Origin of the sequence: Jatrophihabitans sp. (assembly GCF_035474675.1) — a bacterium.
In the GTDB taxonomy this organism is placed as follows: Bacteria; Actinomycetota; Actinomycetes; order Mycobacteriales; family Jatrophihabitantaceae; genus Jatrophihabitans_A.
Genome location: NZ_DATINC010000117.1, coordinates 1 through 21,258, shown reverse-complemented (window position 1 = coordinate 21,258; position 21,258 = coordinate 1). Strand labels below are relative to the sequence as shown.

Annotated in this window: 22 protein-coding genes and 1 pseudogene; 9 read left to right on the top strand and 14 right to left on the bottom strand. The window is 72.7% G+C overall.

Annotated elements, in window-relative coordinates:
* Positions 1-4: 4 nt before the first annotated feature.
* From VLJ82_RS14045 to ligD, 3 genes are all read left to right on the top strand, one after another.
* Positions 5-1,705 carry a sulfatase gene (locus VLJ82_RS14045; RefSeq protein ID WP_408663984.1) on the top strand — a complete coding sequence of 567 codons (1,701 nt, stop codon included), beginning with the start codon at positions 5-7 and terminating at the stop codon, positions 1,703-1,705.
* Between the two features lie 24 nt (positions 1,706-1,729).
* The gene (locus tag VLJ82_RS14040; protein ID WP_408663983.1) at positions 1,730-2,131 is read left to right on the top strand and encodes an MmcQ/YjbR family DNA-binding protein; all 402 of its coding nucleotides are present in this window, start codon (positions 1,730-1,732) and stop codon (positions 2,129-2,131) included.
* A 63-nt stretch (positions 2,132-2,194) separates the two neighbouring features.
* Entirely contained in the window at positions 2,195-3,199 is a 1,005-nt protein-coding gene (gene ligD / locus VLJ82_RS14035; RefSeq protein WP_408663982.1) for a non-homologous end-joining DNA ligase, read from the top strand.
* A 20-nt stretch (positions 3,200-3,219) separates the two neighbouring features.
* Here the strand turns inward: ligD and VLJ82_RS14030 are convergent, their stop codons facing one another.
* A complete protein-coding gene (locus tag VLJ82_RS14030) occupies positions 3,220-3,591 on the bottom strand; it encodes a VOC family protein (protein ID WP_408663981.1) in 372 nt (123 codons plus the stop codon).
* A gap of 377 nt (positions 3,592-3,968) precedes the next feature.
* Here VLJ82_RS14030 and VLJ82_RS14025 point away from each other — a divergent pair, with 377 nt between their 5' ends.
* The gene (locus tag VLJ82_RS14025) at positions 3,969-4,652 is read left to right on the top strand and encodes a M15 family metallopeptidase (RefSeq protein ID WP_408664003.1); all 684 of its coding nucleotides are present in this window, start codon (positions 3,969-3,971) and stop codon (positions 4,650-4,652) included.
* A gap of 115 nt (positions 4,653-4,767) precedes the next feature.
* On the top strand, positions 4,768-5,040 hold the full coding sequence (locus tag VLJ82_RS14020) for a hypothetical protein (protein WP_408663980.1): 273 nt from the start codon (positions 4,768-4,770) through the stop codon (positions 5,038-5,040).
* A 25-nt stretch (positions 5,041-5,065) separates the two neighbouring features.
* On the opposite strand, the gene VLJ82_RS14015 is transcribed toward VLJ82_RS14020, so the two are convergent.
* Genes VLJ82_RS14015 through VLJ82_RS14005 form a run of 3 tightly spaced genes read right to left on the bottom strand, consistent with a single transcriptional unit; the run spans position 5,066 to position 8,920 of the window.
* Entirely contained in the window at positions 5,066-5,626 is a 561-nt protein-coding gene (locus VLJ82_RS14015; protein WP_408663979.1) for a DUF4231 domain-containing protein, read from the bottom strand.
* Positions 5,627-5,678: 52 nt separating this feature from the next.
* Positions 5,679-7,715: a primosomal protein N' gene (locus tag VLJ82_RS14010; protein ID WP_408663978.1), complete on the bottom strand. Its 2,037-nt coding sequence runs from the start codon at positions 7,713-7,715 to the stop codon at positions 5,679-5,681.
* Complete coding sequence (locus tag VLJ82_RS14005) at positions 7,712-8,920, bottom strand: acyltransferase family protein (RefSeq protein ID WP_408663977.1); 1,209 nt, start codon at positions 8,918-8,920, stop codon at positions 7,712-7,714. The genes VLJ82_RS14010 and VLJ82_RS14005 overlap by 4 nt, the downstream gene beginning before the upstream one ends.
* 88 nt (positions 8,921-9,008) lie before the next feature.
* On the opposite strand from VLJ82_RS14005, the gene VLJ82_RS14000 reads away from it, so the two are divergent.
* The gene (locus VLJ82_RS14000) at positions 9,009-9,665 is read left to right on the top strand and encodes a carboxymuconolactone decarboxylase family protein (RefSeq protein ID WP_408663976.1); all 657 of its coding nucleotides are present in this window, start codon (positions 9,009-9,011) and stop codon (positions 9,663-9,665) included.
* Here VLJ82_RS14000 and VLJ82_RS13995 read toward each other — a convergent pair.
* The 4 genes from VLJ82_RS13995 to rpoZ form a co-directional block, all read right to left on the bottom strand.
* Positions 9,624-10,148 carry a pyridoxamine 5'-phosphate oxidase family protein gene (locus VLJ82_RS13995; RefSeq protein ID WP_408663975.1) on the bottom strand — a complete coding sequence of 175 codons (525 nt, stop codon included), beginning with the start codon at positions 10,146-10,148 and terminating at the stop codon, positions 9,624-9,626. The genes VLJ82_RS14000 and VLJ82_RS13995 overlap by 42 nt on opposite strands.
* A gap of 121 nt (positions 10,149-10,269) precedes the next feature.
* Positions 10,270-11,472 carry a methionine adenosyltransferase gene (metK, locus tag VLJ82_RS13990; RefSeq protein ID WP_408663974.1) on the bottom strand — a complete coding sequence of 401 codons (1,203 nt, stop codon included), beginning with the start codon at positions 11,470-11,472 and terminating at the stop codon, positions 10,270-10,272.
* Positions 11,473-11,508: 36 nt separating this feature from the next.
* Complete coding sequence (coaBC, locus tag VLJ82_RS13985; RefSeq protein ID WP_408663973.1) at positions 11,509-12,780, bottom strand: bifunctional phosphopantothenoylcysteine decarboxylase/phosphopantothenate--cysteine ligase CoaBC; 1,272 nt, start codon at positions 12,778-12,780, stop codon at positions 11,509-11,511.
* Between the two features lie 28 nt (positions 12,781-12,808).
* Complete coding sequence (gene rpoZ, locus VLJ82_RS13980; protein ID WP_408663972.1) at positions 12,809-13,072, bottom strand: DNA-directed RNA polymerase subunit omega; 264 nt, start codon at positions 13,070-13,072, stop codon at positions 12,809-12,811.
* Positions 13,073-13,390: 318 nt separating this feature from the next.
* On the opposite strand from rpoZ, the gene VLJ82_RS13975 reads away from it, so the two are divergent.
* From VLJ82_RS13975 to VLJ82_RS13965, 3 genes are all read left to right on the top strand, one after another.
* A complete protein-coding gene (locus VLJ82_RS13975) occupies positions 13,391-14,590 on the top strand; it encodes a Re/Si-specific NAD(P)(+) transhydrogenase subunit alpha (protein WP_408663971.1) in 1,200 nt (399 codons plus the stop codon).
* The gene (locus VLJ82_RS13970; RefSeq protein WP_408663970.1) at positions 14,587-14,913 is read left to right on the top strand and encodes an NAD(P) transhydrogenase subunit alpha; all 327 of its coding nucleotides are present in this window, start codon (positions 14,587-14,589) and stop codon (positions 14,911-14,913) included. Before VLJ82_RS13975 ends, VLJ82_RS13970 begins: the two co-directional genes overlap by 4 nt.
* Positions 14,914-14,992: 79 nt before the next feature.
* Positions 14,993-16,387: an NAD(P)(+) transhydrogenase (Re/Si-specific) subunit beta gene (locus VLJ82_RS13965; RefSeq protein WP_408663969.1), complete on the top strand. Its 1,395-nt coding sequence runs from the start codon at positions 14,993-14,995 to the stop codon at positions 16,385-16,387.
* A 41-nt stretch (positions 16,388-16,428) separates the two neighbouring features.
* On the opposite strand, the gene gmk is transcribed toward VLJ82_RS13965, so the two are convergent.
* The 6 genes and pseudogenes from gmk to carB all read right to left on the bottom strand — a co-directional run.
* On the bottom strand, positions 16,429-17,031 hold the full coding sequence (gene gmk / locus VLJ82_RS13960) for a guanylate kinase (protein ID WP_408663968.1): 603 nt from the start codon (positions 17,029-17,031) through the stop codon (positions 16,429-16,431).
* The gene (mihF, locus tag VLJ82_RS13955; protein WP_408663967.1) at positions 17,028-17,363 is read right to left on the bottom strand and encodes an integration host factor, actinobacterial type; all 336 of its coding nucleotides are present in this window, start codon (positions 17,361-17,363) and stop codon (positions 17,028-17,030) included. Before mihF ends, gmk begins: the two co-directional genes overlap by 4 nt.
* A gap of 103 nt (positions 17,364-17,466) precedes the next feature.
* On the bottom strand, positions 17,467-18,342 hold the full coding sequence (gene pyrF, locus VLJ82_RS13950) for an orotidine-5'-phosphate decarboxylase (RefSeq protein WP_408663966.1): 876 nt from the start codon (positions 18,340-18,342) through the stop codon (positions 17,467-17,469).
* On the bottom strand, positions 18,339-19,310 hold the full coding sequence (locus tag VLJ82_RS13945) for a dihydroorotate dehydrogenase (RefSeq protein WP_408663965.1): 972 nt from the start codon (positions 19,308-19,310) through the stop codon (positions 18,339-18,341). Before VLJ82_RS13945 ends, pyrF begins: the two co-directional genes overlap by 4 nt.
* On the bottom strand, positions 19,311-20,213 hold the full coding sequence (locus VLJ82_RS13940) for a dihydroorotate dehydrogenase electron transfer subunit (RefSeq protein ID WP_408663964.1): 903 nt from the start codon (positions 20,211-20,213) through the stop codon (positions 19,311-19,313).
* Positions 20,214-20,238: 25 nt separating this feature from the next.
* Positions 20,239-21,258 (bottom strand): annotated as a pseudogene (gene carB / locus VLJ82_RS13935) (carbamoyl phosphate synthase large subunit); the annotation flags it as partial.

Sequence of the window (21,258 nt, the reverse complement as noted above, 5' to 3'; positions counted from 1 at the left end):
CCCGGTGAGCACCGACCAGCTTTCCCCGCCCCGGTCCGGGCGGAGCTACCGGGCGCTTTCGGCGCGGCTGCTCACCGGCCTCGCCGGGCTGCTGGTGTGGCTGGCCCTGGTCCTGCCGGACCGGCCGGAGCAGTTGACGCCGCTGGCCTTCCTCCGGCTGCCGATCGAGGGACTGGCGCTGCTCGGGCTGGGCCTGGTGCTGCGGAGCCGGGCCCGGCAGCTGGCCGCGCTGCTCGCCGGCGTCGTGCTGGGCCTGCTGGTGCTGCTGAAGGCCCTCGACCTGGGCTTCGGCACGGCGCTGGACCGGCCGTTCAACCCGGTGGTCGACTGGGGTTACTTCGATTCCGCGGCAGGCCTGCTCGCCGACTCGGTCGGCCACCGCCAGGCGGTGCTGATCCTGCTCGCCCTCGGCGGGCTGGCGATCGCGGTGCTGGCCGGCGTGCCGCTGGCCATGCTGCGGCTGGCCCGGGTGGCCGATCGGCACCGGATCGGGACGGTCCGGGTCGGCGTGGTGCTGGGACTGGTGTGGCTGAACTGCGCGGCCCTCGGCGTGCAGTTCGTCGCCGGTTCGCCGGTCGCCTCCACCGATGCTGCCCGGCTGGCCTGGGACCGGGCCGACAAGGCCCGTACCGACCTGCGCGACGAGCGGGCGTTCGCCCGGGCGGCCAAGCTCGACCCGCTGCGCGACACCCCGGCGGAGAGGTTGCTGACCGGCCTGCGCGGCAAGGACGTGCTGATCGCCTTCGTGGAGAGCTACGGGCGGGTAGCGGTGCAGGACTCGGCCTTCTCCCCCGGCGTCGACGCGGTGCTGGACTCCGGCACCAGCCGGTTGCGCTCGGCCGGTTTCTGCTCGCGCAGCGCCTTCCTCACCTCGCCGACGTTCGGTGGGATCAGCTGGCTGGCGCATTCGACGCTGCAGTCCGGACTGTGGATCGACAACCAGCTGCGCTACGACCGGCTGATGGCCAGCGACCGCTCGACGCTGAGCGTGGCGTTTCAGCGGGCCGGGTGGCGGACGGTGTCCGACATACCTGCCAACGAGCGGAACTGGCCGGAAGGCACGTCGTTCTACCACTACGAGCAGCGCTACGACGGCACGAACACCGGCTACGCCGGCCCGAAGTTCGGCTACGCCACGATGCCCGACCAGTACACGCTGGCGGCATTGCAGCGCCGTGAGCTGGCACCGGCCGACCGCCGGCCGGTGATGGCCGAGATCGACCTGGTGTCCAGCCACACCCCATGGACACCGCTGCCCCGGATGGTCGACTGGAACGCGGTCGGCGACGGTTCGGTGTTCGACCCGATGCCTGCCGAAGGCCCGTCCGCCGGGCAGGTGTGGCCCAACCCGGCGCGGGTGCGGACCGCGTACGGCGCGTCCATCGAGTACTCGCTGAACGCGCTGGTGTCGTTCGTGCAGACCTACGGCGACGACAACCTGGTGCTGATCGTGCTGGGCGACCACCAGCCGGCCACCATCGTGTCCGGTTCCAACGCCGGCCGGGACGTGCCGATCTCGATCATCGCCCGGGACCCCGCGGTGCTGGACCGGATCTCGGGCTGGGGTTGGCAGGACGGCCTGCGGCCGCGGCCGGACGCGCCGGTGTGGCCGATGGACGCCTTCCGCGACCGGTTCCTGACCGCGTACGGGCCGCCACCGGAGAGCATGTCGACCAAGGCGGCCCGCACGTCCTGCGGCGGTTAGCCGGGCCGGGCCTACCGTAGGCCCATGCTGACCTTGGACGACGTCGCCCGGCTGGCCGTGCAGTTGCCGGAGGTGACCGAGGCGGACCGGCGCGGCAACCGGACCTGGTTCGTCGATGGCAAGGCATTCGCCTGGGAGCGGCCGTTCACCAAGGCCGACCTCAAGCGGTTCGGGAACGTGCCGCCACCGACTGGGGAGATCCTGGCGGTGAAGGTGGCCGACCTGCACGAGAAGGAGGCGGTGCTGGCGGCCGGCCGGCGGGGCGTGTTCACCATGGCCCATTTCGACGGCTTCCCGGCGGTGCTCGTCCAACTGGAGGAGGTGGAGACCAGCACGCTGGGAGAGGCGATCGTGGACGGCTGGCTGGCCTGCGCGCCGCCGAAGCTGGCCCGGCAGTACCTGACCCGGACGCAAGCCCCGGGCTGAGCGATCGCGACCCGCCGCGCCGGTGCCGGCCGGCCGCGGCCGGAGTGGGTGCAGGATGGCCGGGTGAGCACTGACGACATCCGCGACGGCGTGCAGCTGACCAACCTCGACCAGCCGTTGTTCGACGGTGCCGGCGCCAGCAAACGCCAGTTCGTGGACTACCTGGACGCGGTGGCCGACCGGATGCTGCCGGGCCTGGTGGACCGGCCGCTGTCGGTGGTGCGGATCCGGCCGGGGCAGGAGGCGTTCATGCAGAAGAACGTGCCGAAGTACACCCCGGACTGGATCCGGACGGTGCCGGTGTGGGCGGAGGCATCCCGGCGGGAGATCCACTACGCGCTGTGCAACGACCGCCCCACCCTGATCTGGTTCGCCAACCAGCGGGCGGTGGAGTACCACCCGACGCTGTACCGGGTCGACCAGCCGGACCGGCCGACGCACCTGGTGCTCGACATCGACCCACCCGAGGGCGAGACCTTCACGGTGGCGTTGCAGGCCGCGCTGCTGGTACGGCAGGCGCTGGCCGAGCTGTCGATGACGGCCGCGCTCAAGACCAGCGGCGCGAAGGGCGTTCACGTGATCGTGCCGCTGACCGGCGCGACGACGGAGGAAGTGGCTGCCGCGACCCGGGCGCTGGCGGTACGGGCCGAGCGGCTGGACCCGGACCTGGCGACCACGGCGTTCGTCCGGGAGGAGCGGGAAGGCAAGGTGTTCCTCGATTCGACTCGGGCCGGTGGCGCGACGGTGGTGGCGGCGTACAGCCCGCGGCTGCGGCCGGGCGTGCCGGTGTCGTTCCCGCTGGACTGGGACGACCTGGACGGGGTGCAGCCGGGCAACTTCACGGTGCACACCGTGCTGGAGCTGATGGGCTCGGCTGATCCGTGGGCGGAGCGGCTGCCCGCCCCGCAGTCGCTGAACCCGGTGCTGGTCGAAGAGGGCCGGCAGATCCCGATCGCCCGGGTGGCCGCCATGCACGCGGGCAAGCGACGGCGCGCCCAGGCCCGGCGGGAGTCGGCCGAGGCCGAAGCCGCCGGGACCATCGACCCGTCGCCGGAAGCGCCTGCCTGATCGCCGCGCGGCCGGATCCGCTACGGCCGCGGTGGCAGCTCCTGCAGGATCCAGCCGTTGCCGTCCGGGTCGGAGAACGTCACGAACTTGCCCCAGGGTTGGTCGTCCACCTCGCTGGCCTGCACGCCGTGCTCGACCAGGTGCCGGCGGGCTGCCGCCGCGTCGGGCACTACCACCTGCACACCCTGCTGGGTGCCCGGTGTCATCTGGGTGATGCCGGTACCGAACGCGATGGAGCAGGCCGAGCCGGGCGGGGTCAGCTGGACGAAGCGCAGCTGGGAGTTGACGGTCTGGTCGTGGTCGGCGTGGAAGCCGACCTGGTCGACGTAGAACGCCTTCGCGCGGTCCACGTCGGCCACCGGGATGAATATGAGCTCGATCTTCCAGTCCATGCAGAGAAACCTAGGCCAGCGGTCTGACAAAACCAGCGGTCTGACAAAACCAGGGGTCTGATGAAGCCAGCGGCCTGACAAGACCAGGGGCCTGGCAAATCCGCTGGACCACCGCACGGCGAATTGCCGGCTGGCCGTCCGGCAACGAAGATGTGCCGGTGACTCGGATCGGGTGGGCGCTGGCGCTGCTGCTTGCCGTCGGCGGCGCCGGGTGCTCGGCGCACCCCGCGACCGAGCGCGCGGCAGCGGTGGCTCCGACGACCTCGCCGGCACCCACCTCCATAGCACCCGCCACCACAGCACCGACAACGGCGAGCAGCTCACCGCGGCCCCGCCCCAGCTCCTCGGCCCCGCGGCCCCGGACCAGCGCACGGTCGGTGACCCCGCCGCCCCGCACCAGTTCCTCGGCCCCGCGGCCCTCGGGATCGCGCAGCACAGCCCACGCCGCACCACCGGCCCCGACCGCACGCTCCGTCGGCCTGGTCGACATTCGGACGGTGGTGCCGGACGCGATCGTCGACCTGCGCTACGCGACCAGTAACAACTTCACCGGCGAGCGGCTGTACCCGGTGGGAGCCCGGTGCCTGGTGCACGAGACGATGGCGCCGGGTCTGCGGGTGGCCGCCGACCGGCTGCGGCGGGACGGCTACCTGCTGGTGTTCTGGGACTGCTACCGGCCGCACCCGGTGCAGGTGCGGATGTTCGAGATCGTGCCGGATCCGAACTGGGTGGCCCGACCCGGGCCGCTGGCCCGCAGCCACGAGGCAGGCCGCTCGGTGGACGTCACGCTGGCCTATGCCGACACAGGCCGATCCTGCGACGCAGCGCAACGGGTGCACGGTCACTGCCGGCTCACCATGGGCACCGGCTTCGACGACTTCACCGCCAAGGCCTACGCCTACGCCACGTCCGGCGTCAGTTCGGCGGCGCAGGCGAACCGGGCCCGGCTGCGGTCGGCGATGAACGCCGGCGGAATCACCGTGTACTCCGGCGAGTGGTGGCACTTCGACGGTCCCGGGGCGAAGGTCGGACGCCCGCACCTCAACGTCCCGCTCGGCTAAAGCCGTCCCCGCCGGCCGCTGAAACCGCTTCGCAACCTTCGGCCCGGCGCCACCGCAGTATCGTGGCTACAGGTCGCTGAGACAGCGATGCCCATGTGCAAAGCCGGTGATAACCATGGGACGACACCGAAACTCATCCGATAACGACGGCCTGATCCCGATCGGCCGGCTCCGGGGCACCCTGTTGCGGATCTGGGGTCCGGCCGACTCGTGGGACAACCCGCTGGCCGGGACGAGATACGACCCGTCCCGGCAGGTCCAGCGCCAGCACGACAGCCTGGAGTACCGGCGCCAGCGGTGGGATCAGCGCAAGCAGCGATGGGACCAGCGGTTGCACGGATCGCCGGTCGCCGACCGCCCGCCGGCCCCGCAACATCCCGACGAGTGAACCTGGCCAGCCGGCACTAGCCGCGTCAGGCGGAGGTGGCCGCGCCCGGAGCGGGTTGCATGGCTTTGGTCCAGGCGTTGTTCTCGTTGGCGGTGATCGTCCGGACGACGTCGGCGAGCCGGTCGCGGCGAGTGGCCGGGTCGGCGTAGGGGTCGACGCGCGCGGTGTAGAGGAAAGCCTGTTGCCGCAGCGCCTCGGCGGTGGTGCGGTAGGAGATCCAGTTGGCGTGCATCTGGAACACCTGCTGGAGGCCCTCGGCGGCCACGATCCCCGCGGCAAGGCTTGCGGTCAGCCCGGCCGGCGCGCTGATCGCGGCGAGCACCGTCACCGCACCGCCCAGCACCAACGCCACGATCTTGAGCACGAGATAGCCACGGCGATGCCCGGTGGCTGCCCGGTTGTACCAGCGGAACTGGGCCACCAGCTGCTGCCACAGCAGGTCATGGCGTTCGGCGGCCTCGAGCGGGACGGGCAGGTCACCGGTCATCTTCTGCCAGCCCAGCCCCAGCTCTGTCTCCGCGGAGCGGCCGGCGGGCTGGGTGCGAGTGCCGGGGCGAGCAGAGCCGGACTCGGAACCGGTAGTCATGTGCCAAGACTGGCACGTCCGGTGCCGGAATTCGGGTGATCGGTGTTGCCGGTCAGAACAGTTCCAGCGGATCCAGCACCACCCGGACCGGTCCGCCGGACTTGCGGGCCGACCGCACCGCCGCCGCCGCGTGCAGCGACTCGGCCAGCGACACCCCGTCCGGCCGGGGCACCCGCAGCAGGCTGCGGATCTGCTCGGTCGGCTGGGCACCGCGGGTCGGCGGCACCGGGACCGAACCCAGTTCTTCGGCCGAGGACGGCAGCTGGCTCAACGACAGCAACTCGGCCACGTCGGCCGGGGCACCCACCAGCGCCGCCATCCGGCCGATCGGCGGGAAGTGCAGCTCACGCCGGTCGGCCAGCTCCCGCTCGGCATGCCCGCCCGGATCCCAGCGCAGCAGCGCCTGCACCACCGGCAGCGAGGCATCCGCGCCCACGATCACGGTGCCGTCGCCGCGCACCAGCGCCGCCGCGTTCGCCCACCGCCGCAGGGTCTCCTCCGCGGCCCGCAGGTCCGGCCGGGACAGCAACGCCCAGCCGTCCAGCAGCAGCGCCGCGCCGTACCCGTCCGGCGCCACCGGCTCGGCGCCGGGAGTGGCCACCACCAGCGCCGGGCCGGCCGGGATGTCGGAAAGCACCGCATCTCCCGCGCTGACCCGCAGCACCACTCCGGGAAACGCCCGGCCCAGCTCCTCGGCGGTACGCGACGAGCCCACCACCATGGCGCGCAGCCGGGTGCCGCTGCACCGCGCGCACTGCCAGTCCACCGCCGGCCGGCCGCACCACCGGCAGGACGGCGTGCCGTCCCGGGCGGTCGCCGCCAGCGGTCCAGAACAGTGCCGGCACCGGGCCGGCGTCCGGTCCCGGGCACAGGCCAGCGCCGGCGCGTAGCCGCGGCGGGGCACCTGCACCAGCACCGGCTGGCCGGCCGCCAGCGCCGCCCGGGCGGTCCGGAACGCCAGCGCCGGCAGCCGGGCCGACCGGGCCACCGGATCGCGTTCCAGCTCCACGTCGTCGCCGAGCGCCACGATCCGCGGGGTGGCTGCCCGCAGCACCGCCCGGTCGGCCACGATCGGCTGCGCCCAGCCCGACTCGACCAGCAACGCCGCCTCAGCGGTCCGCCCGAACCCGCCGACCAGCAGCGCCGCGCCGGTCATCGACGCCCGCAGCACCGCGACGTCGCGGGCATGCGGGTACGGCGCCCGCGGTTCGGCGTGCAGGTCGTCGCCGTCGTCCCACAGCACCACCAGCCCCAGGTCGGCCACCGGTGCGAACACCGCCGACCGGGTGCCGACCACCGCGCGCACCGTGCCGCGCCGCACCGAGAGCCACCGCCGGTACCGGGCCTCCGGCCCCAGGTCCGCGCTCAGCACCACGTGCGCGCCCTTGCCCAGCGCCGCCTGCAGGGCACGGTCCACCCGGGCGGCGTCCCGGACGTCCGGCACCACCACCAGCGCCCCGCGACCACCGGCCAGGGTGGCCTGCACCGCCTCGGCGATCCGGGCCGGCCAGTCCTCCCCCGGCATCGCGTTCCACACCGCCCGCACCCCGCGGCCGGCCTGCAACGCCGCCAGGTAGCCGGCACCGGCCCGGTAGCGGGCCCAGCCGGCGGGATCCGGAGCACCCGGCAGGCCGGCCGCCTCGGCCGGCACCGCAGACTCCGCCCGGGCATGCCGGGCCGGCACCCCGAGCCGCAGCACGTCGGCGAAGGTGCCGGCCCACCGGTCGGCCACTGCCCGGAACAGCGCGGTCGTCTCCTCCGTCAGCACCGGCTCGTCGCCGAGCCCCCGCTCCAGGTAGGACAGCCGCCCGTCGTGCTCGCTGGCCGCCAGCCGGTGCAGCACCCAGGCGTCGACCAGCCGGCCGGCGAACCGGACCCGCACCCGGGAGCCCGGCCGCACCATCTCGTCCAGCTCGGCCGGCACCAGGTAGTCGAACGGCCGGTCCAGGTGCGGCAGCGGCGAGTCCACCGCCACCCTGGCCACCGGCAGCGTCCCGGCCGGCTGCCGCTCCCGCGGCCCGCGGGCCCGGCGGACCGCCGTCCGGGCAGTGGCCAGCCCGGGCAGGCTCGGCTCGTCGGCGACGGTCACGGCTCAATGCCTACCAGCAGCCCCTGACGGTTCCGTCCGGTACCCGAGGCAGCCGGCTGGGAGGAGTGGGTATCCCGCATCGCGGCCTGCCTGCCCGCTCCGCGCCGGATCGCGCTCCACCCGCGCCGCCGCTGGAACGGCAGTTCGAACAGCTCGGCGAACAGCCGGGCGAACAGCACGGTCACCGGCAGGACCACCGCACCCAGCACCAGGAACATCGGCCCGCCCTGGGGCACCCGTCCCGCCAGCAGCCCGTAGTAGACGGCGATGACGATCGGCGCGTGGGTGAGGTAGAGGCTGTAGGAGAACGAGCCGACGAGGCGCAGCGGACCCGCCTCGAGCAGGCGCACCAGCCGCTCCGGTCGGCCGGTGGCCACCGCGGCGAGCAGGCAGCCGATCGCCGGGCCGAAGGCCAAGTCGACCCAGAAGAGGTTGTCGACCGTCCAGACCGGGCCCCGCCAGGCGACCAGCGCGACCGCGGGAGTGGCCAGGACGAGTGCGTGCCGGTGCCATGGCTGGGCCCACCGGCTCTCGGTAGCGCCGAGAATGCCGGCGGTCGCCACCCCGATCGCGAACAGCACGGCCAGGTCCGGCGTGTACTGCCGCACCAGCCCGGCCGCGGCCTGGTTCTGAGCCGCGCCGAGCACGCCGAGGGTCAGTACCGGGATCGCGACGAGCGCCAGCATCGCGAAGGCGTTGAGCCGGCGCACCAGGAGGATCAGCAGCGGGAGGACGACATAGAGCTGGGCCTCGATGGCGATGGACCAGAACGCCCGGTTCGGGCTCGGCACCGCGAAGACGTCCTGCACCAGCAGGCCGTTGACGACGACGGACTTCGCGGTCGGCACCGGCCAGCCGGGCTGGGCCAGTACGAACCAGGTCATTGCCAGGCTGAACCCGAGCGCTGCCCAGTACGGCGGCAGGATTCGCCAGGCCCGGCGGCGCGCGAACCGCCCGACGCCGTCCAGACGCCAGCCAGCGCTCGCCGGTGCCAACGACAGCGAGAATCCGGACAGCACGATGAAGACGACGACGGCGAATCGCCCGTAGCGGAATCCGGCAGCCCAGAACGGCGCGTCGTCAGCCGGATAACCCGGAAACGCCCGCAGGAAGATGTGGTTCGCGACCACGTACAGCGCGGCCAGCCCGCGCAGGCCATCCAGCCCGGCCAGCCGCTCTCGGGGAACAGCCACCCCCGCTGCCATCGACCGAGCGTATCGACCGATCGCCCGGTGCGGGGGCGTCCTCGGCCGAACCGCTTCCCGGCTGCCGGTCGAAAGCGATAATGGCGGGATGTTCATCAGCGCCGTTCCCGAAGACGCCGCGACCGGCGCGGTGGCCGACTACTACCGGCAGCAGACCTCGGCATGGGGATTCCTCCCCAACTACGCGGCCGCCTTCTCCACCCGGCCGGACGTCGCGGCGGCCTGGAACGCGCTCAACGGCGCGATCCGCGAGGGAATGGACCGCCGCCGGTTCGAGATCGCCACCATTGCCGCGGCCCGCGCGCTGCGTTCCACCTACTGCACCGCCGCGCATTCGAAGTTCCTGCGCGACGTCTGCGGCGACGAGCAGACCGTGGGCCTGCTCGCGGCCGACCCGTCCGGTACGACGCTCGACGACCAGGATCGCGCGGTGTACGAGTTCGCCGGCAAGGTGGCGGCGGACGCGAGCTCGGTGACCCAGTCCGACGTCGACCGGCTGCGGGCGACCGGCCTGTCCGACGCCGAGATCGCCGACATCGTGTTCGCGGCCGCCGCCCGGTCGTTCTTCACCCGCGTGCTGGACGGGCTCGGTGCCCGGCTCGACCACCAGACCGCCGCGAGCTTCGCGCCGGAGCTGCTCAGCACGATGATCGTCGGCCGCCCTCCCGAGGGAGCCGAACCCGGTGCCGCAACCCGGCCGGGCTCAGAACCGGAACCGGGTCAGGCCTCCCGGCTCGGCCGATAGCGCCACCGTCGCCGAGCGTGGCTCGATCCGGTAGACGTTCCACGGCGGCGGCCCCTGAGCCGGTGCGTTGAACGGAGCGGTGATCCCCGAGCCGCTCGCGTCGGGCTCCACCGGCCAGCCGGTGTCCGCCCAGGCCCTGGTGACGCGGGTGATGGCAGCGAGGTCGGTCACCCGGGTCGCCTCGCCCTCGAACACCACGTCGGCATCGCGGATCGACAGCGCGACCGAACACCGGCCATCGCGCGCCACGTTGCGCTGCTTGCGAGTACCGGTGCCGGTCTGGAACCAGAACGTGCCGTCCAGCCACACCGCGCCGACGGCGGTCACATGCGGGCTGCCGTCGGAGTTTACGGTGACCAGCCAGGTGGTGCGTGAGTTCAGCGCGTCCGGAGCCGGTGCCGAGCCCGCCTCCAGCTTGTCGACGACACCTGCCCAGTCCACCGGTGGCAAGCCATCGGCCTCACCGAGATTGATGATGTCCATCGTCAGAAAGTACGACGGGAACGAATCGAAGCCAACACCCGTCCGGCTCCCGAGAAACCCCCGGACAGCACGACGCGGGCCGTACCCGAAGGCGCGGCCCGCGTTGCAGCAGGAACCCGGATCAGCCCTGGGCGAGCTTGGCCAGCGCCTCGGCCCGGTCGGTGCGCTCCCAGGTGAAGTCGGCGTCCTCGCGGCCGAAGTGGCCGTACGCGGCGGTCTTCTGGTAGATCGGCCGCTTGAGGTCCAGGTCGCGGATGATCGCGGCCGGCCGCAGGTCGAAGGTCTCGTTGATGGCGTCGACGATCTTGGCCACCGGCACCGTCTCGGTGCCGAAGGTCTCGACGAACAGGCCCACCGGCTCGGCCTTGCCGATCGCGTAGGCGACCTGCACCTCGATCCGGCTGGCGAGCTTGGCGGCCACCACGTTCTTGGCCACCCAGCGCAGCGCGTAGGCCGCCGACCGGTCCACCTTCGACGGGTCCTTGCCGGAGAACGCGCCGCCGCCGTGCCGGGCCATGCCGCCGTAGGTGTCGACGATGATCTTGCGTCCGGTCAGGCCGGCGTCGCCCATCGGGCCGCCGGTGACGAACCGGCCGGTCGGGTTGACCAGCACCCGGTAGTCGGAGGTGTCGATCTTGCCCGCCAGCCGCTCGAGCACCGGCTTGATCACGTGCTCCTCGATGTCGGGCTTGAGCAGGGTGTCGAGGTCGATGTCGTCGGCGTGCTGGCTGGAGACCACCACGGTGTCGAGCCGGGCGGCCTTGTCGTCGATGTACTCGATGGTGACCTGGGTCTTGCCGTCCGGGCGCAGGTAGGGCACCGTGCCGTTCTTGCGCACCTCGGTCAGCCGCTCCGACAGCCGGTGCGCCAGCCAGATCGGCAGCGGCATCAGCTCGGGGGTGTCGTCGCAGGCGTAGCCGAACATCAGGCCCTGGTCGCCGGCGCCCTGCGCGGCGATCTCGTCCTCGGAACCCTCCACCCGCGCCTCGTAGGCGGAGTCGACGCCCTGGGCGATGTCGGCCGACTGGGCACCGATCGACACGCTCACGCCGCAGGACTCGCCATCGAAGCCCTTGCGGGAGGAGTCGTAGCCGATGCCGAGGATCGTCTTGCGGACGATCGACGGGATGTCGGCGTAGGCCTGGGTGGTGACCTCACCGGCGATGTGCACCTGGCCGGTGGTGATCAGCGTCTCGACCGCCACCCGGCTGGCCGGGTCCTGGCTGAGCAGTGCGTCCAGGATTCCATCGGAGATCTGGTCGGCGATCTTGTCCGGGTGTCCTTCGGTGACGGACTCCGAGGTGAAGAGGCGGCGACGGCTCACAAATTGCTCCTAGTGGTGTTGATGGCGGGACGAAGTCTACCCAGGCAGCAGTGCGGCAACCGCATCGCAGACGGCGGCGGCCAGCACGGCCTTGGGGCCGAGCGGGATGTCGATCTCGGTTCCGGTGGCGGTCAGGATCACCGCGGCATTGTCCTCGCGGCCGAACGCCCGGCCTTCGGACACCGCGTTGACCACCAGCAGGTCGCAGCCCTTGCGGGCCAGCTTCGCCCGGCCGTGCGCCAGCACGTCGGCGTGCCGGTCGCCGGTCTCGGCCGCGAAGCCGACGATCACCGCCGTGCCGAGCCGGCCGGCGGACCGGGCCTGGACCAGTTCGGCCAGCACGTCCGGGTTGCCGGTCAGCTCGATCGAGCCCGGCGCCGCGTCGGTCTTCTTGATCTTGACGTCGGACGGCGCGGCCGGACGGAAGTCGGCCACCGCGGCGGCCATCACCACCACGTCGGCGTCCTTGGCGGCGGCGTGGGTGGCGGTGCGCAGCTCCTCGGCGCTGGTCACCCGGACCAGCTCGCTGCCGGCCGGGGCGGGCAGCTCGACGTTGGCGGCCACCAGGGTGACCTGGGCACCCCGGGCGGCGGCGACGGTGGCCAGCTCGAAGCCCTGCCGGCCCGAGGACCGGTTGCCGAGGAAGCGCACCGGGTCCAGCGCCTCGCGGGTGCCGCCGGCGGTGATCAGCACCCGGCGGCCGACCAGGTCGGCGGGCAGCGCGTCCGGCCGGCGCAGCAGCAGCTCGGCCAGCCGGGCGATCTCGGCGGGTTCGGGCAGCCGTCCCTGGCCGGTGTCGGTGCCGGTGAGCCGGCCATAGGCGGGTTCCAGCACCACCGCGCCGCGGCTACGCAGCGTCGCCACGTTGGCGATGGTCGCCGGGTGCTGCCACATCTCGGTGTGCATCGCCGGGGCGAACAGCACCGGGCAGCGGGCGGTCAGCAGGGTGTTGGTGAGCAGGTCGTCGGCCATGCCGTGCGCGGCCCTGGCCAGCAGGTCCGCGGTGGCCGGTGCCACCACCACCAGTTGGGCCTGCCGGCCCAGCCGGACGTGCGGCACCTGCTCGGCGGCGGTCCAGACGTCGGTGGCCACCGGGTTGTGCGACAGCGCCGCCCAGGTCGGCTCGCCGACGAAGCGCAGCGCCGCCTCGGTGGGCACCACGGTCACGTCGTGGCCGGCCTCGGTCAGCCGGCGCAGCAGCTCGGCCGCCTTGTAGGCAGCGATCCCGCCGGAGACGCCGAGCACCACCCGGCGCGGGGCGGCCACCGGGTCGGCGGAGGCCGCACCCTCGGAGGTCGGGTCAGCCACCGAGCGCGCCATCGACGTTGCGGGAGGCCTAGGCCTCGGCCGGCTTGAACTCGATCAGGTCGGAGTTGATCTCGCGCAGCGCGATGGACAGCGCCTTCTCCTGCGGAGCGGTCTCGACCATCGGGCCGACGTACTCCAGCAGGCCCTCGCCGAGCTGGCTGTAGTAGGCGTTGATCTGGCGGGCGCGCTTGGCGGCCACGATGACCAGGGCGTACTTCGAGCCGGTGCGGTCGAGCAGCTCGTCGATGGGCGGGTTGGTGATGCCTTCGGGTGCCGGCACAGGTGCGGTCACGCTAGCCTCTGATTTCTTCTCGGAATCCCCCTGCGCCGCCCGGACACGATGGATTCCAGCGGGTCTGGCCTTCGCAGAGGTCTGGCTTGCACAGACGGCGCCTGAAGCGCCACGCGCAATTGGCCCATCCTACCAAGCCGGTGGCACTGCCCCGGCCGGTGCGCAAGGGCACGGCCTGCTCCCTGTGGGCAACGTCACGGGTATCGTCGCCGCGACCGGTTAGGGTTTTCTCGATGCTGACCCGGGTCGTCCCGGTGTGAATCGTCCGTGCGGGCGCGCGCTGCCCGACCGGTACCCCGAGCGAAAGGCACATGCTGGATGAGCACCCTGCGGATCGCGGTGGTGAAAGAGACGGCCGGATCCGAACGCCGGGTCGCCCTCGACCCGGACGGAGCGAAGCGGCTGCAGGCGCTCGGGGCGCAGGTACTGGTCGAGACCGGCGCCGGTTCGGCCGCCTGGTTCGACGACGAGGCCTACGCCGCGGCCGGCGCCCAGCTGCTGCCGCGGGCCGAGCTGCTGGCCGAGGCCGACCTGGTGCTGTCGGTCGGACCACCCGCCGACGACGTGCTCGCTGCGCTGCGGTCCGGGCAGAGCTACCTGGGCCTGCTGGCGCCGCTGACCAACCCCGAGCTGGTCCGCACCCTGACCGAGCGCGGCGTCACCGCGATCAGCCTGGACGGCCTGCCGCGCACCCTGACCCGGGCCCAGTCGATGGACGCGCTCAGCTCGCAGGCCAGCGTCGCCGGCTACAAGGCGGTGCTGGTGGCCGCCGAGCACTACGACCGCTTCTTCCCGATGCTGATGACCGCGGCCGGCACCTCCAAGCCCGCCGCGGTGCTGGTGCTGGGCGCCGGGGTCGCCGGGTTGCAGGCGATCGGCACCGCCCGGCGGCTGGGCGCGGTGGTCAGCGGCTACGACGTGCGCCCGGCCGCCCGCGAGGAGGTCAAGTCCCTGGGCGCGAAGTTCATCGAGCTGCAGGCCGGCATCACGGCGGCCGGCGAGGGCGGCTACGCCCGCGAGCTGACCGCCGAGGAACGGCAGGCCCAGCAGGCCGAGCTCGCCGACCACATCGCCCGGCACGACATCGTGATCACCACCGCCCAGGTGCCCGGCCGCACGCCGCCGCTGCTGGTCACCGCCGCGACGGTGGCCCGGATGCGGCCGGGCTCGGTGCTGGTGGACCTGGCCGCCAGCCGGCTCGGCGGCAACGTCGAGGGCTCGGTGCCGGGCGAGACGGTGCTGACCGACAACGGGGTCCGGGTGGTGGGTGCTGCGAACCTGCCGTCCCGGATGGCCACCAGCGCCTCGCAGGCGCTGTCGCGCAACATGTCCGCGCTGGTGGCGCACCTGGTGCGCGACGGCGAACTGGTGATCGACCTCGACGACGAGATCCAGCGCGGCGTGGTGATCAGCCACCGCGGCGAGGTGGTCTCACCCGGGGTAGCCGCGGTGGTGACGGCGGCGGCGCCGGCCGGATCCGCTGAATCTGCTGAGTCCAAGGAAGGGCAGTTGTCATGACCCAGGGATTCGTCGGCAACCTGACGATCTTCGTGCTGGCCCTGCTGGTCGGCTTCGAGGTGATCAGCAAGGTGCCAGCGACGCTGCACACCCCGCTGATGTCGGGCGCCAACTCCATCCACGGCGTGGTGCTGGTCGGCGTGGTGGTGCTGTCCTCGTTCGTCGACGGGCCGTTCGGCTACGTGCTGACCTTCGTGGCGGCGGCGTTCGGCGCGGCGAACGTGGTGGGCGGCTACGCGGTCACCGACCGGATGCTGCAGATGTTCCGCAAACGCCCGGTCCCCGCAAGCGCCCCCAAGGCCGTCGAAGGTGACACCGCATGAGCGAGCATCGCAGCGAGGTACGAGCGAGGAGCGGAGCGAAAGCTGCGATGAGCGCTTGCGCGAAGAGCGGTGACACCGCATGAGCGTCGACAACGGCGTCCGGCTGGCCTCGCTGTTCGGGGCGGTGTGCTTCGTGCTCGGCCTGCACCTGATGAACTCCCCCGCCACCGCCCGGCGCGGCAACCAGCTGTCGGCGTTCGGCATGCTGGTCGCGATCATCGCGGTGCTGGTCTCGGTCACCGACGCCGGCACCATGAACGCCACCCGCTGGCTGGTGCTGGTCTGCGGCGCCCTGATCGGCTCCGGTGCCGGGCTCTACTCCGCGCGCGCGGTCGCGATGACCCAGATGCCGCAGCTGGTCAGCCTGTTCAACGCCGTCGGCGGCGGCGCGGCGGCGCTGATCGCGCTGGCCGACTACCAGCACGACAGCCACGTCTCGGCAGGCATCGCGACCGCCGGCGTGCTGGACGTGCTGATCGGCGGCGTGACCTTCTCCGGCTCCCTGGTCGCCGCGGCGAAGCTGCAGGGCTACTGGAGCCAGCCGGTCAACTTTCCCGGCTCGCGGCTGGTGTCGGCGGTGCTGGCGCTGGTCGCGGTGGTGGGCGGCATCGCGGTGATCGCCGGGGCGCACAGCCCCTGGCTGCTGGGCCTGGTGCTGATCGCCGCGCTGGGGCTGGGCATCGGCATGGTGCTGCCGATCGGCGGCGCGGACATGCCGGTGGTGATCTCGCTGCTCAACGCCTTCACCGGCACCGCGGTGGCGATGGCCGGCTTCGTGCTGGAGAACGCCACCCTGACCATCGCCGGTGCCCTGGTGGGCGCGTCCGGCGGCATCCTGACCAAGCTGATGGCCGACGCGATGAACCGGTCGGTGCTCAACATCATGGCCGGCGGGTTCGGCACCGGGGCGGCCGGCGTGGACGTCGGACCGGGCAGCGGCGGCACCGTCAAGTCGATCGCCATCGACGACGCCGCGCTGCAACTGGCCTATGCCAGCAAGGTGATCGTGGTGCCGGGCTACGGCTTGGCCGCCGCGCAGGCCCAGCACGAGGTGCGCGAGCTCGGCGAGCTGCTGGAGGGCCGCGGCATCGAGGTGTCCTACGCCATCCACCCGGTGGCCGGCCGGATGCCGGGCCACATGAACGTGCTGCTGGCCGAGGCGAACGTGCCCTATGACCAGCTGCGCGAGATGGAGGACGTCAACCCCGAGTTCGACCGGACCGACGTGGCGCTGATCATCGGTGCCAACGACGTCACCAACCCGGCCGCCCGCCGGCCCGGCAACGCGGTGTCTGGCATGCCGATCCTGGACGTCGACCACGCCCGCAGCATCATCGTGATCAAGCGCTCGATGGCGTCCGGGTACGCCGGCATCGACAACGAGCTCTACGGCGACCCCAAGACCAGCATGCTGTTCAGCGATGCCAAGAAGGGACTCGCCTCGTTGGTGGCCGCCACCAAGATGGTCGACTGACCGGCTCGGCTCCGCGGCGGCACCGGGGGTTCAGCGGCCGGTCAGCCCACCGGGGCGCTGAGCAGTGACACCACCTCGGCGGCGGCCCGTTCCACGTCGTCGTTGACCACCACGACGTCGAACTCCTGGTGCGCCTGCAGCTCGTAGTGGGCTCGGTCCAGCCGGGCCTCGATCATGTCTTGGGTCTCGGTGCCCCGGCCGGTCAGCCGGTCCCGCAGCTCGCTCTCCGAGGGCGGGGCCAGGAACACGAACTGGGCGTCCGGCATCCGCTGGCGCACCTGCCGGGCCCCTTGCAGCTCGATCTCGAGCAGGGTGGGCCGGCCGGCGGCCAGGTGCTGCTCGACCGGCCGGCGCGGGGTGCCGTACCGGTTGCCGGCGAAGGTTGCGTACTCCAGCAGCCGGTCGGCGGCGATCAGCTCGTCGAACTGCGCCTCGCTGACGAAGTGGTACTGCACCCCGTCCACCTCACCCGGCCGCGGCTGGCGGGTGGTGCACGAGACCGACACCCAGACGTGCGGGAACAGCCGCCGGACCGCGGCCACCACGGTTCCCTTGCCGACCCCGGACGGTCCGGACAGGACCGTCAGGCGGGCAGGCGAGCCCCCCACATCAGACAGCAAGGCGTCCCCGTCAGGTCCGGTCATGACCGCGATTGTGCCGCCTGGGAGATTCGTTGCAGTAACGCGGCGCGCTGATGCGGCCCCAAACCGCGGATTCGCCGCGACTCGGCGATCTTCAGCTCGCGCAGCAGCGCCGCCGCCCGCACCTTGCCGTAGCCCGGCAGCGCGTCCAGCAGGGCCGGCACCCGCATCGAGGCCAGCTGCTCGTCGGTGCGGGCCTGGTCGAGCAGCTCGGCAAGGCTGATCCGGCCGGCCTTCAGGTCGGCCCGGGCGTGCGCCCGGGCGGTGCGGCCGGCAATCGCCACGACCAGCGCGCCGGCCCGCTGTTCCGCGCTCAGCCGAGGAACCTCAGGCATGCCGGCAACGCTACGCCCCGCGTCGCCGGCCTGCTGCCCGGTAACCGATATCCGCCCAGCCGCCGTCCTGGCGCACGGCCGACGGCTTAGCCGGAAAGCCCGCTCAGCCGCGCAGGAAAAGGAAATCCTCGATCGCCCGCTCGGCCGCCGCCCGCAACGCCGGCAACGACGGGCCGGCCCGCAGCACCTCCCGGGACACGCTGGGCAGCACCGCGCCCAGGTGGCCGCCGAAGATCCGCCGGACGTCGGCCGCGGTGCCGCCCTGCGCGCCGATGCCCGGCACCAGGTACGGCCCGTTCAGGCCGCCCAGCTGTGCCACCGACTCGCCGATGGTCGCCCCCACCACCACGCCGTAGGACCCCAGAGGCTCGGCCCCGGCGTTGCGCGCGGCCAGTTCGTCGATCACCGACTGGGCCACCGTCCGGCCGTCGGCCAGCCGGGCGTGCTGCACCTGCGGGCCCTCCTTGTTCGAGGTCAGGGCGAGCACGAACACCCCGGCGCCGTACCGCTCGGCCAGCTCGAAGGCCGGTTCCAGCGAGCCGACCCCGAGGTACGGGCTGACGGTGATCGCATCCACCGCGAGCTCCGAGGACGGGTCCAGGTAGGCCTCGCCGTAGGCGGCCATGGTGGAGCCGATGTCACCGCGCTTGACGTCGGCCAGCACCAGCGCACCGGCCGCCCGGGCCGCGGCAACGGTCCGTTCCAGCACCGCGATGCCCCGCGAGCCGAACCGTTCGAAGAACGCCGACTGCGGCTTGATGACCGGCACCAGATCGGCGAAGGCCTCCACGCAGCCCAGCGCGAACCGCTCCAGCGAGGCCAGGTCGTCGGCCAGCCCCCACTCGTGCAGCAGCTGGGAGTGCGGGTCGATGCCCAGGCACAGCGCTCCCCGTCGCTCCAGCGCGGTGCACAGCCGCTGCCCGAAGCCGGCCGGCTCGGCGGCCAGGTGCGGCTCCGGAACGAAGCCCGAGCCGGTCACGCCGGCACCGTCTCGCTCGGCCGGCCCAGCAGCGCGGCCCGCTGCTCGGGGCTCTTGTGCGCGAAGCCGATCGCGTCGGCCACCGATCTGAAGCCGCGGGCGTCCAGCTCGGCATCCAGCTCGCGCAGGATGCGCACCGGCGCGCTGGGGTCGTGGAACACCGCGGTGCCGACCGACACCGCCGAGGCACCGGCCAGCAGGAAGCGCAGCGCGTCCTGGCCGGTCAGAATCCCGCCCATGCCGAGCAGCGGCAGGTGCGGCACCGACTGGTGCACCTGCCACACGCAGCGCAGCGCCACCGGGCGCACCGCCGGCCCGGACAGCCCGCCGGTCACCCCGGCCAGCGCCGGCTGCAGGGTGTCCAGGTCGATCTCCAGGCCGAGCAGGGTGTTGATCAGCGAGATGCCGTCCGCGCCGGCGTCGGTGACCGCCCGGGCGATCACCCCGATGTCGGTCACGTCCGGCGAGAGCTTGGCGAACACCGGGACGTTCGGGTGCGCCGCCCGCCGGACCGCCGAGATCACCCGGCCGGCCGCGATCGGATCACAGGCGAACACCTGGCCGCGGCTCTCCACGTTCGGGCAGGAGATGTTGACCTCGATCAGGTCCACCGGGTGGTTGAACAGCCGCTTGGCCAGCGCCACGTACTCGTCGGTGTGCCCGCCGGCGATGGAGACCACCGCCCGCGCGCCGGTCTTCTTCAGCCAGGGCAGGTCGTGCGCCAGGAACGAGTCGATCCCCGGCCCCTGCAGCCCGATCGAGTTCAGCATCCCGCTCGGCGTCTCGGCCATCCGCGGCGTCGCCCGTCCGGACCGGGCCCGCAGCATGATCGACTTGGTGACCACCCCGCCGATCTCGGCCAGATCGAAGAACTGGCTCAGCTCCTTGCCGGCCGCCGCGCACCCGGACGCGGTCAGCACCGGGTTCGGCAGCCGCAGCCGGCCCAGCGAGGTCGAAAGGTCAGCCATCTAACGCCCTATCCCGTCAGCTCCGTGCAGGTCGGCCGGCAGCGTGCCGACGTCGGCCCAGCGCACCCGGCCGGCCTCGAAGACCGGTCCCTCCACGCACGAGCGGACGAACCGGGAGACCCCGTCGCCGCCCCGGACCGGCAGCACGCAGGTCATGCACACCCCGATCCCGCAGGCCATCGCCTCCTCGACCGCGACCTGCGCCGGGATGGCGTGTGCCCGGGCCACCTCGCCGACCGCGGCCAGCATGCCCATCGGGCCGCAGGCGTAGACGATCTCGGCACCCAGCCGCTCGATCGCCGACGGCAGCGGGTCGACCACCCGGCCCAGCTGGCCGGCCGAGCCGTCGTCGGTGGTCACGGTGACCTTGCCGATCAGCCGCTTGGCCTGCAGCTCGCCGAACAGCCGGTCCGCCCGGGCGGCCCCCACGATCATCTCGACCTCGCTGCCCAGCGCGAGCAGCCGCTCGGCCAGCGGCAGCAGCGGCGCGGTGCCGTAGCCGCCGCCGACCAGGACGGCCGGCACCGGCTCCCGCGGGATCGGGAACGGCACCCCGAGCGGGCCGACCAGGTCCAGCCGGGTGCCGGCCCGCTGGCTGGTCAGCCACTCGGTGCCGGGGCCGTGCACGGCGACCACGAACTGGATGGTGCCCGCGAACTCGCCTCCCGGCTTCACCCCGTACAGCGCGAACGAGCGGCGCAGCAGCATCGAGGTGCGCGGCCCGCCAACGGCTACCGCGACGAACTGGCCGGGCTGGAAGGCTCGGGCCACCCCCGGCGCGATCACGGTGAACTGCAGGTAGCTGCCGACCCGGGTGATGTCGAAGATCTCCCCGGTCTCCTGCACCGGCCCGGTTCCGGCTCCGCTCTCGGTCTCGACGCTCACTCGGTGCTCCACGCTCATCGATCGCTCTTTCCGCTTGCCGGCCTCACTCGCCGATGCCGTCCCGCCAGTTGGCCAGCGCGCGGTGGTGCGACTGCAACGAGGCCACCGAGACATCGTCGCGGATCAACTCCTCGATGCCCTGCACCGCCGCGGCCACCGCCTGGACGGTGGTCAGGCACGGGATGCCGACCTGCACGGCGGCCGTCCGGATCTCGTAGCCGTCGATCCGCGGGCCGGAGTTGCCAGGCGAGCCGAACGGGGTGTTGAGCACCAGGTTGACGTTGCCGGCCAGGATCTCCTCGACGATGTTGCCGGCTCCCTCGGAGTACTTGCCGACCACCTCGGCCGGCACCCCGTTGCGGCGCAGCACCTGCGCGGTGCCGGTGGTCGCCAGCACCCGGAAGCCCAGGTCGTGCAGCCGGCGCACCGGGAAGATCGCCGCGCGCTTGTCCCGGTTGGCGATCGAGACGAACACCGTGCCCTTGGTCGGCAGCGAGCCGTAGGCCGCCGCCTGGGACTTGGCGAACGCCGAGCCGAAGATGGCGTCCAGCCCCATCACCTCACCGGTGGACTTCATCTCCGGGCCGAGGATCGAGTCGACCAGGTCACCGCCCGGTGAGCGGAACCGGTGGAAGGGCAGCACCGCCTCCTTCACCGCGATCGGCGCGTCCGGCGGCAGCTCGCCGCCGTCGCCGTGCCGGGGCAGCATGCCCTCCGCACGCAGCTCGGCGATGCCGGTGCCGGCGGCGATCCGGGCGGCCGCCTTGGCCAGCGGCACCGCGGTCGCCTTGGACACGAACGGCACCGTCCGGCTGGCCCGCGGGTTGGCCTCCAGCACGTAGAGCACGTCGCCGGAGAAGGCGTACTGCACGTTGAGCAGTCCCCGGACGCCCACCTCGCGGGCGATCTGGAAGGTGGCGGCGCGGACCCGGTCGATGGTCCGGCCGTCCAGGGTGATCGGCGGCAGCGAGCAGGCCGAGTCGCCGGAGTGGATGCCGGCCTCCTCGATGTGCTCCATCACCCCGCCCAGGTAGAGCTCGGTGCCGTCGTAGAGGGCGTCGAC

What these genes read in the sequence shown, in the direction of transcription:
- VLJ82_RS14020 (WP_408663980.1), top strand. Translation starts at nt 4,768, where the DNA reads ATGGGACGACACCGAAACTCATCCGATAACGACGGCCTGATCCCGATC.
- mihF (WP_408663967.1), bottom strand. Translation starts at nt 17,363, where the DNA reads ATGCCTGAGGTTCCTCGGCTGAGCGCGGAACAGCGGGCCGGCGCGCTG.
- VLJ82_RS13975 (WP_408663971.1), top strand. Translation starts at nt 13,391, where the DNA reads ATGAGCACCCTGCGGATCGCGGTGGTGAAAGAGACGGCCGGATCCGAA.
- VLJ82_RS13970 (WP_408663970.1), top strand. Translation starts at nt 14,587, where the DNA reads ATGACCCAGGGATTCGTCGGCAACCTGACGATCTTCGTGCTGGCCCTG.
- VLJ82_RS14040 (WP_408663983.1), top strand. Translation starts at nt 1,730, where the DNA reads ATGCTGACCTTGGACGACGTCGCCCGGCTGGCCGTGCAGTTGCCGGAG.
- VLJ82_RS14000 (WP_408663976.1), top strand. Translation starts at nt 9,009, where the DNA reads ATGTTCATCAGCGCCGTTCCCGAAGACGCCGCGACCGGCGCGGTGGCC.
- VLJ82_RS13945 (WP_408663965.1), bottom strand. Translation starts at nt 19,310, where the DNA reads ATGGCTGACCTTTCGACCTCGCTGGGCCGGCTGCGGCTGCCGAACCCG.
- VLJ82_RS14015 (WP_408663979.1), bottom strand. Translation starts at nt 5,626, where the DNA reads ATGACTACCGGTTCCGAGTCCGGCTCTGCTCGCCCCGGCACTCGCACC.
- VLJ82_RS13940 (WP_408663964.1), bottom strand. Translation starts at nt 20,213, where the DNA reads ATGAGCGTGGAGCACCGAGTGAGCGTCGAGACCGAGAGCGGAGCCGGA.
- VLJ82_RS14005 (WP_408663977.1), bottom strand. Translation starts at nt 8,920, where the DNA reads ATGGCAGCGGGGGTGGCTGTTCCCCGAGAGCGGCTGGCCGGGCTGGAT.
- VLJ82_RS13995 (WP_408663975.1), bottom strand. Translation starts at nt 10,148, where the DNA reads ATGGACATCATCAATCTCGGTGAGGCCGATGGCTTGCCACCGGTGGAC.
- gmk (WP_408663968.1), bottom strand. Translation starts at nt 17,031, where the DNA reads ATGACCGGACCTGACGGGGACGCCTTGCTGTCTGATGTGGGGGGCTCG.
- VLJ82_RS13965 (WP_408663969.1), top strand. Translation starts at nt 14,993, where the DNA reads ATGAGCGTCGACAACGGCGTCCGGCTGGCCTCGCTGTTCGGGGCGGTG.
- VLJ82_RS14030 (WP_408663981.1), bottom strand. Translation starts at nt 3,591, where the DNA reads ATGGACTGGAAGATCGAGCTCATATTCATCCCGGTGGCCGACGTGGAC.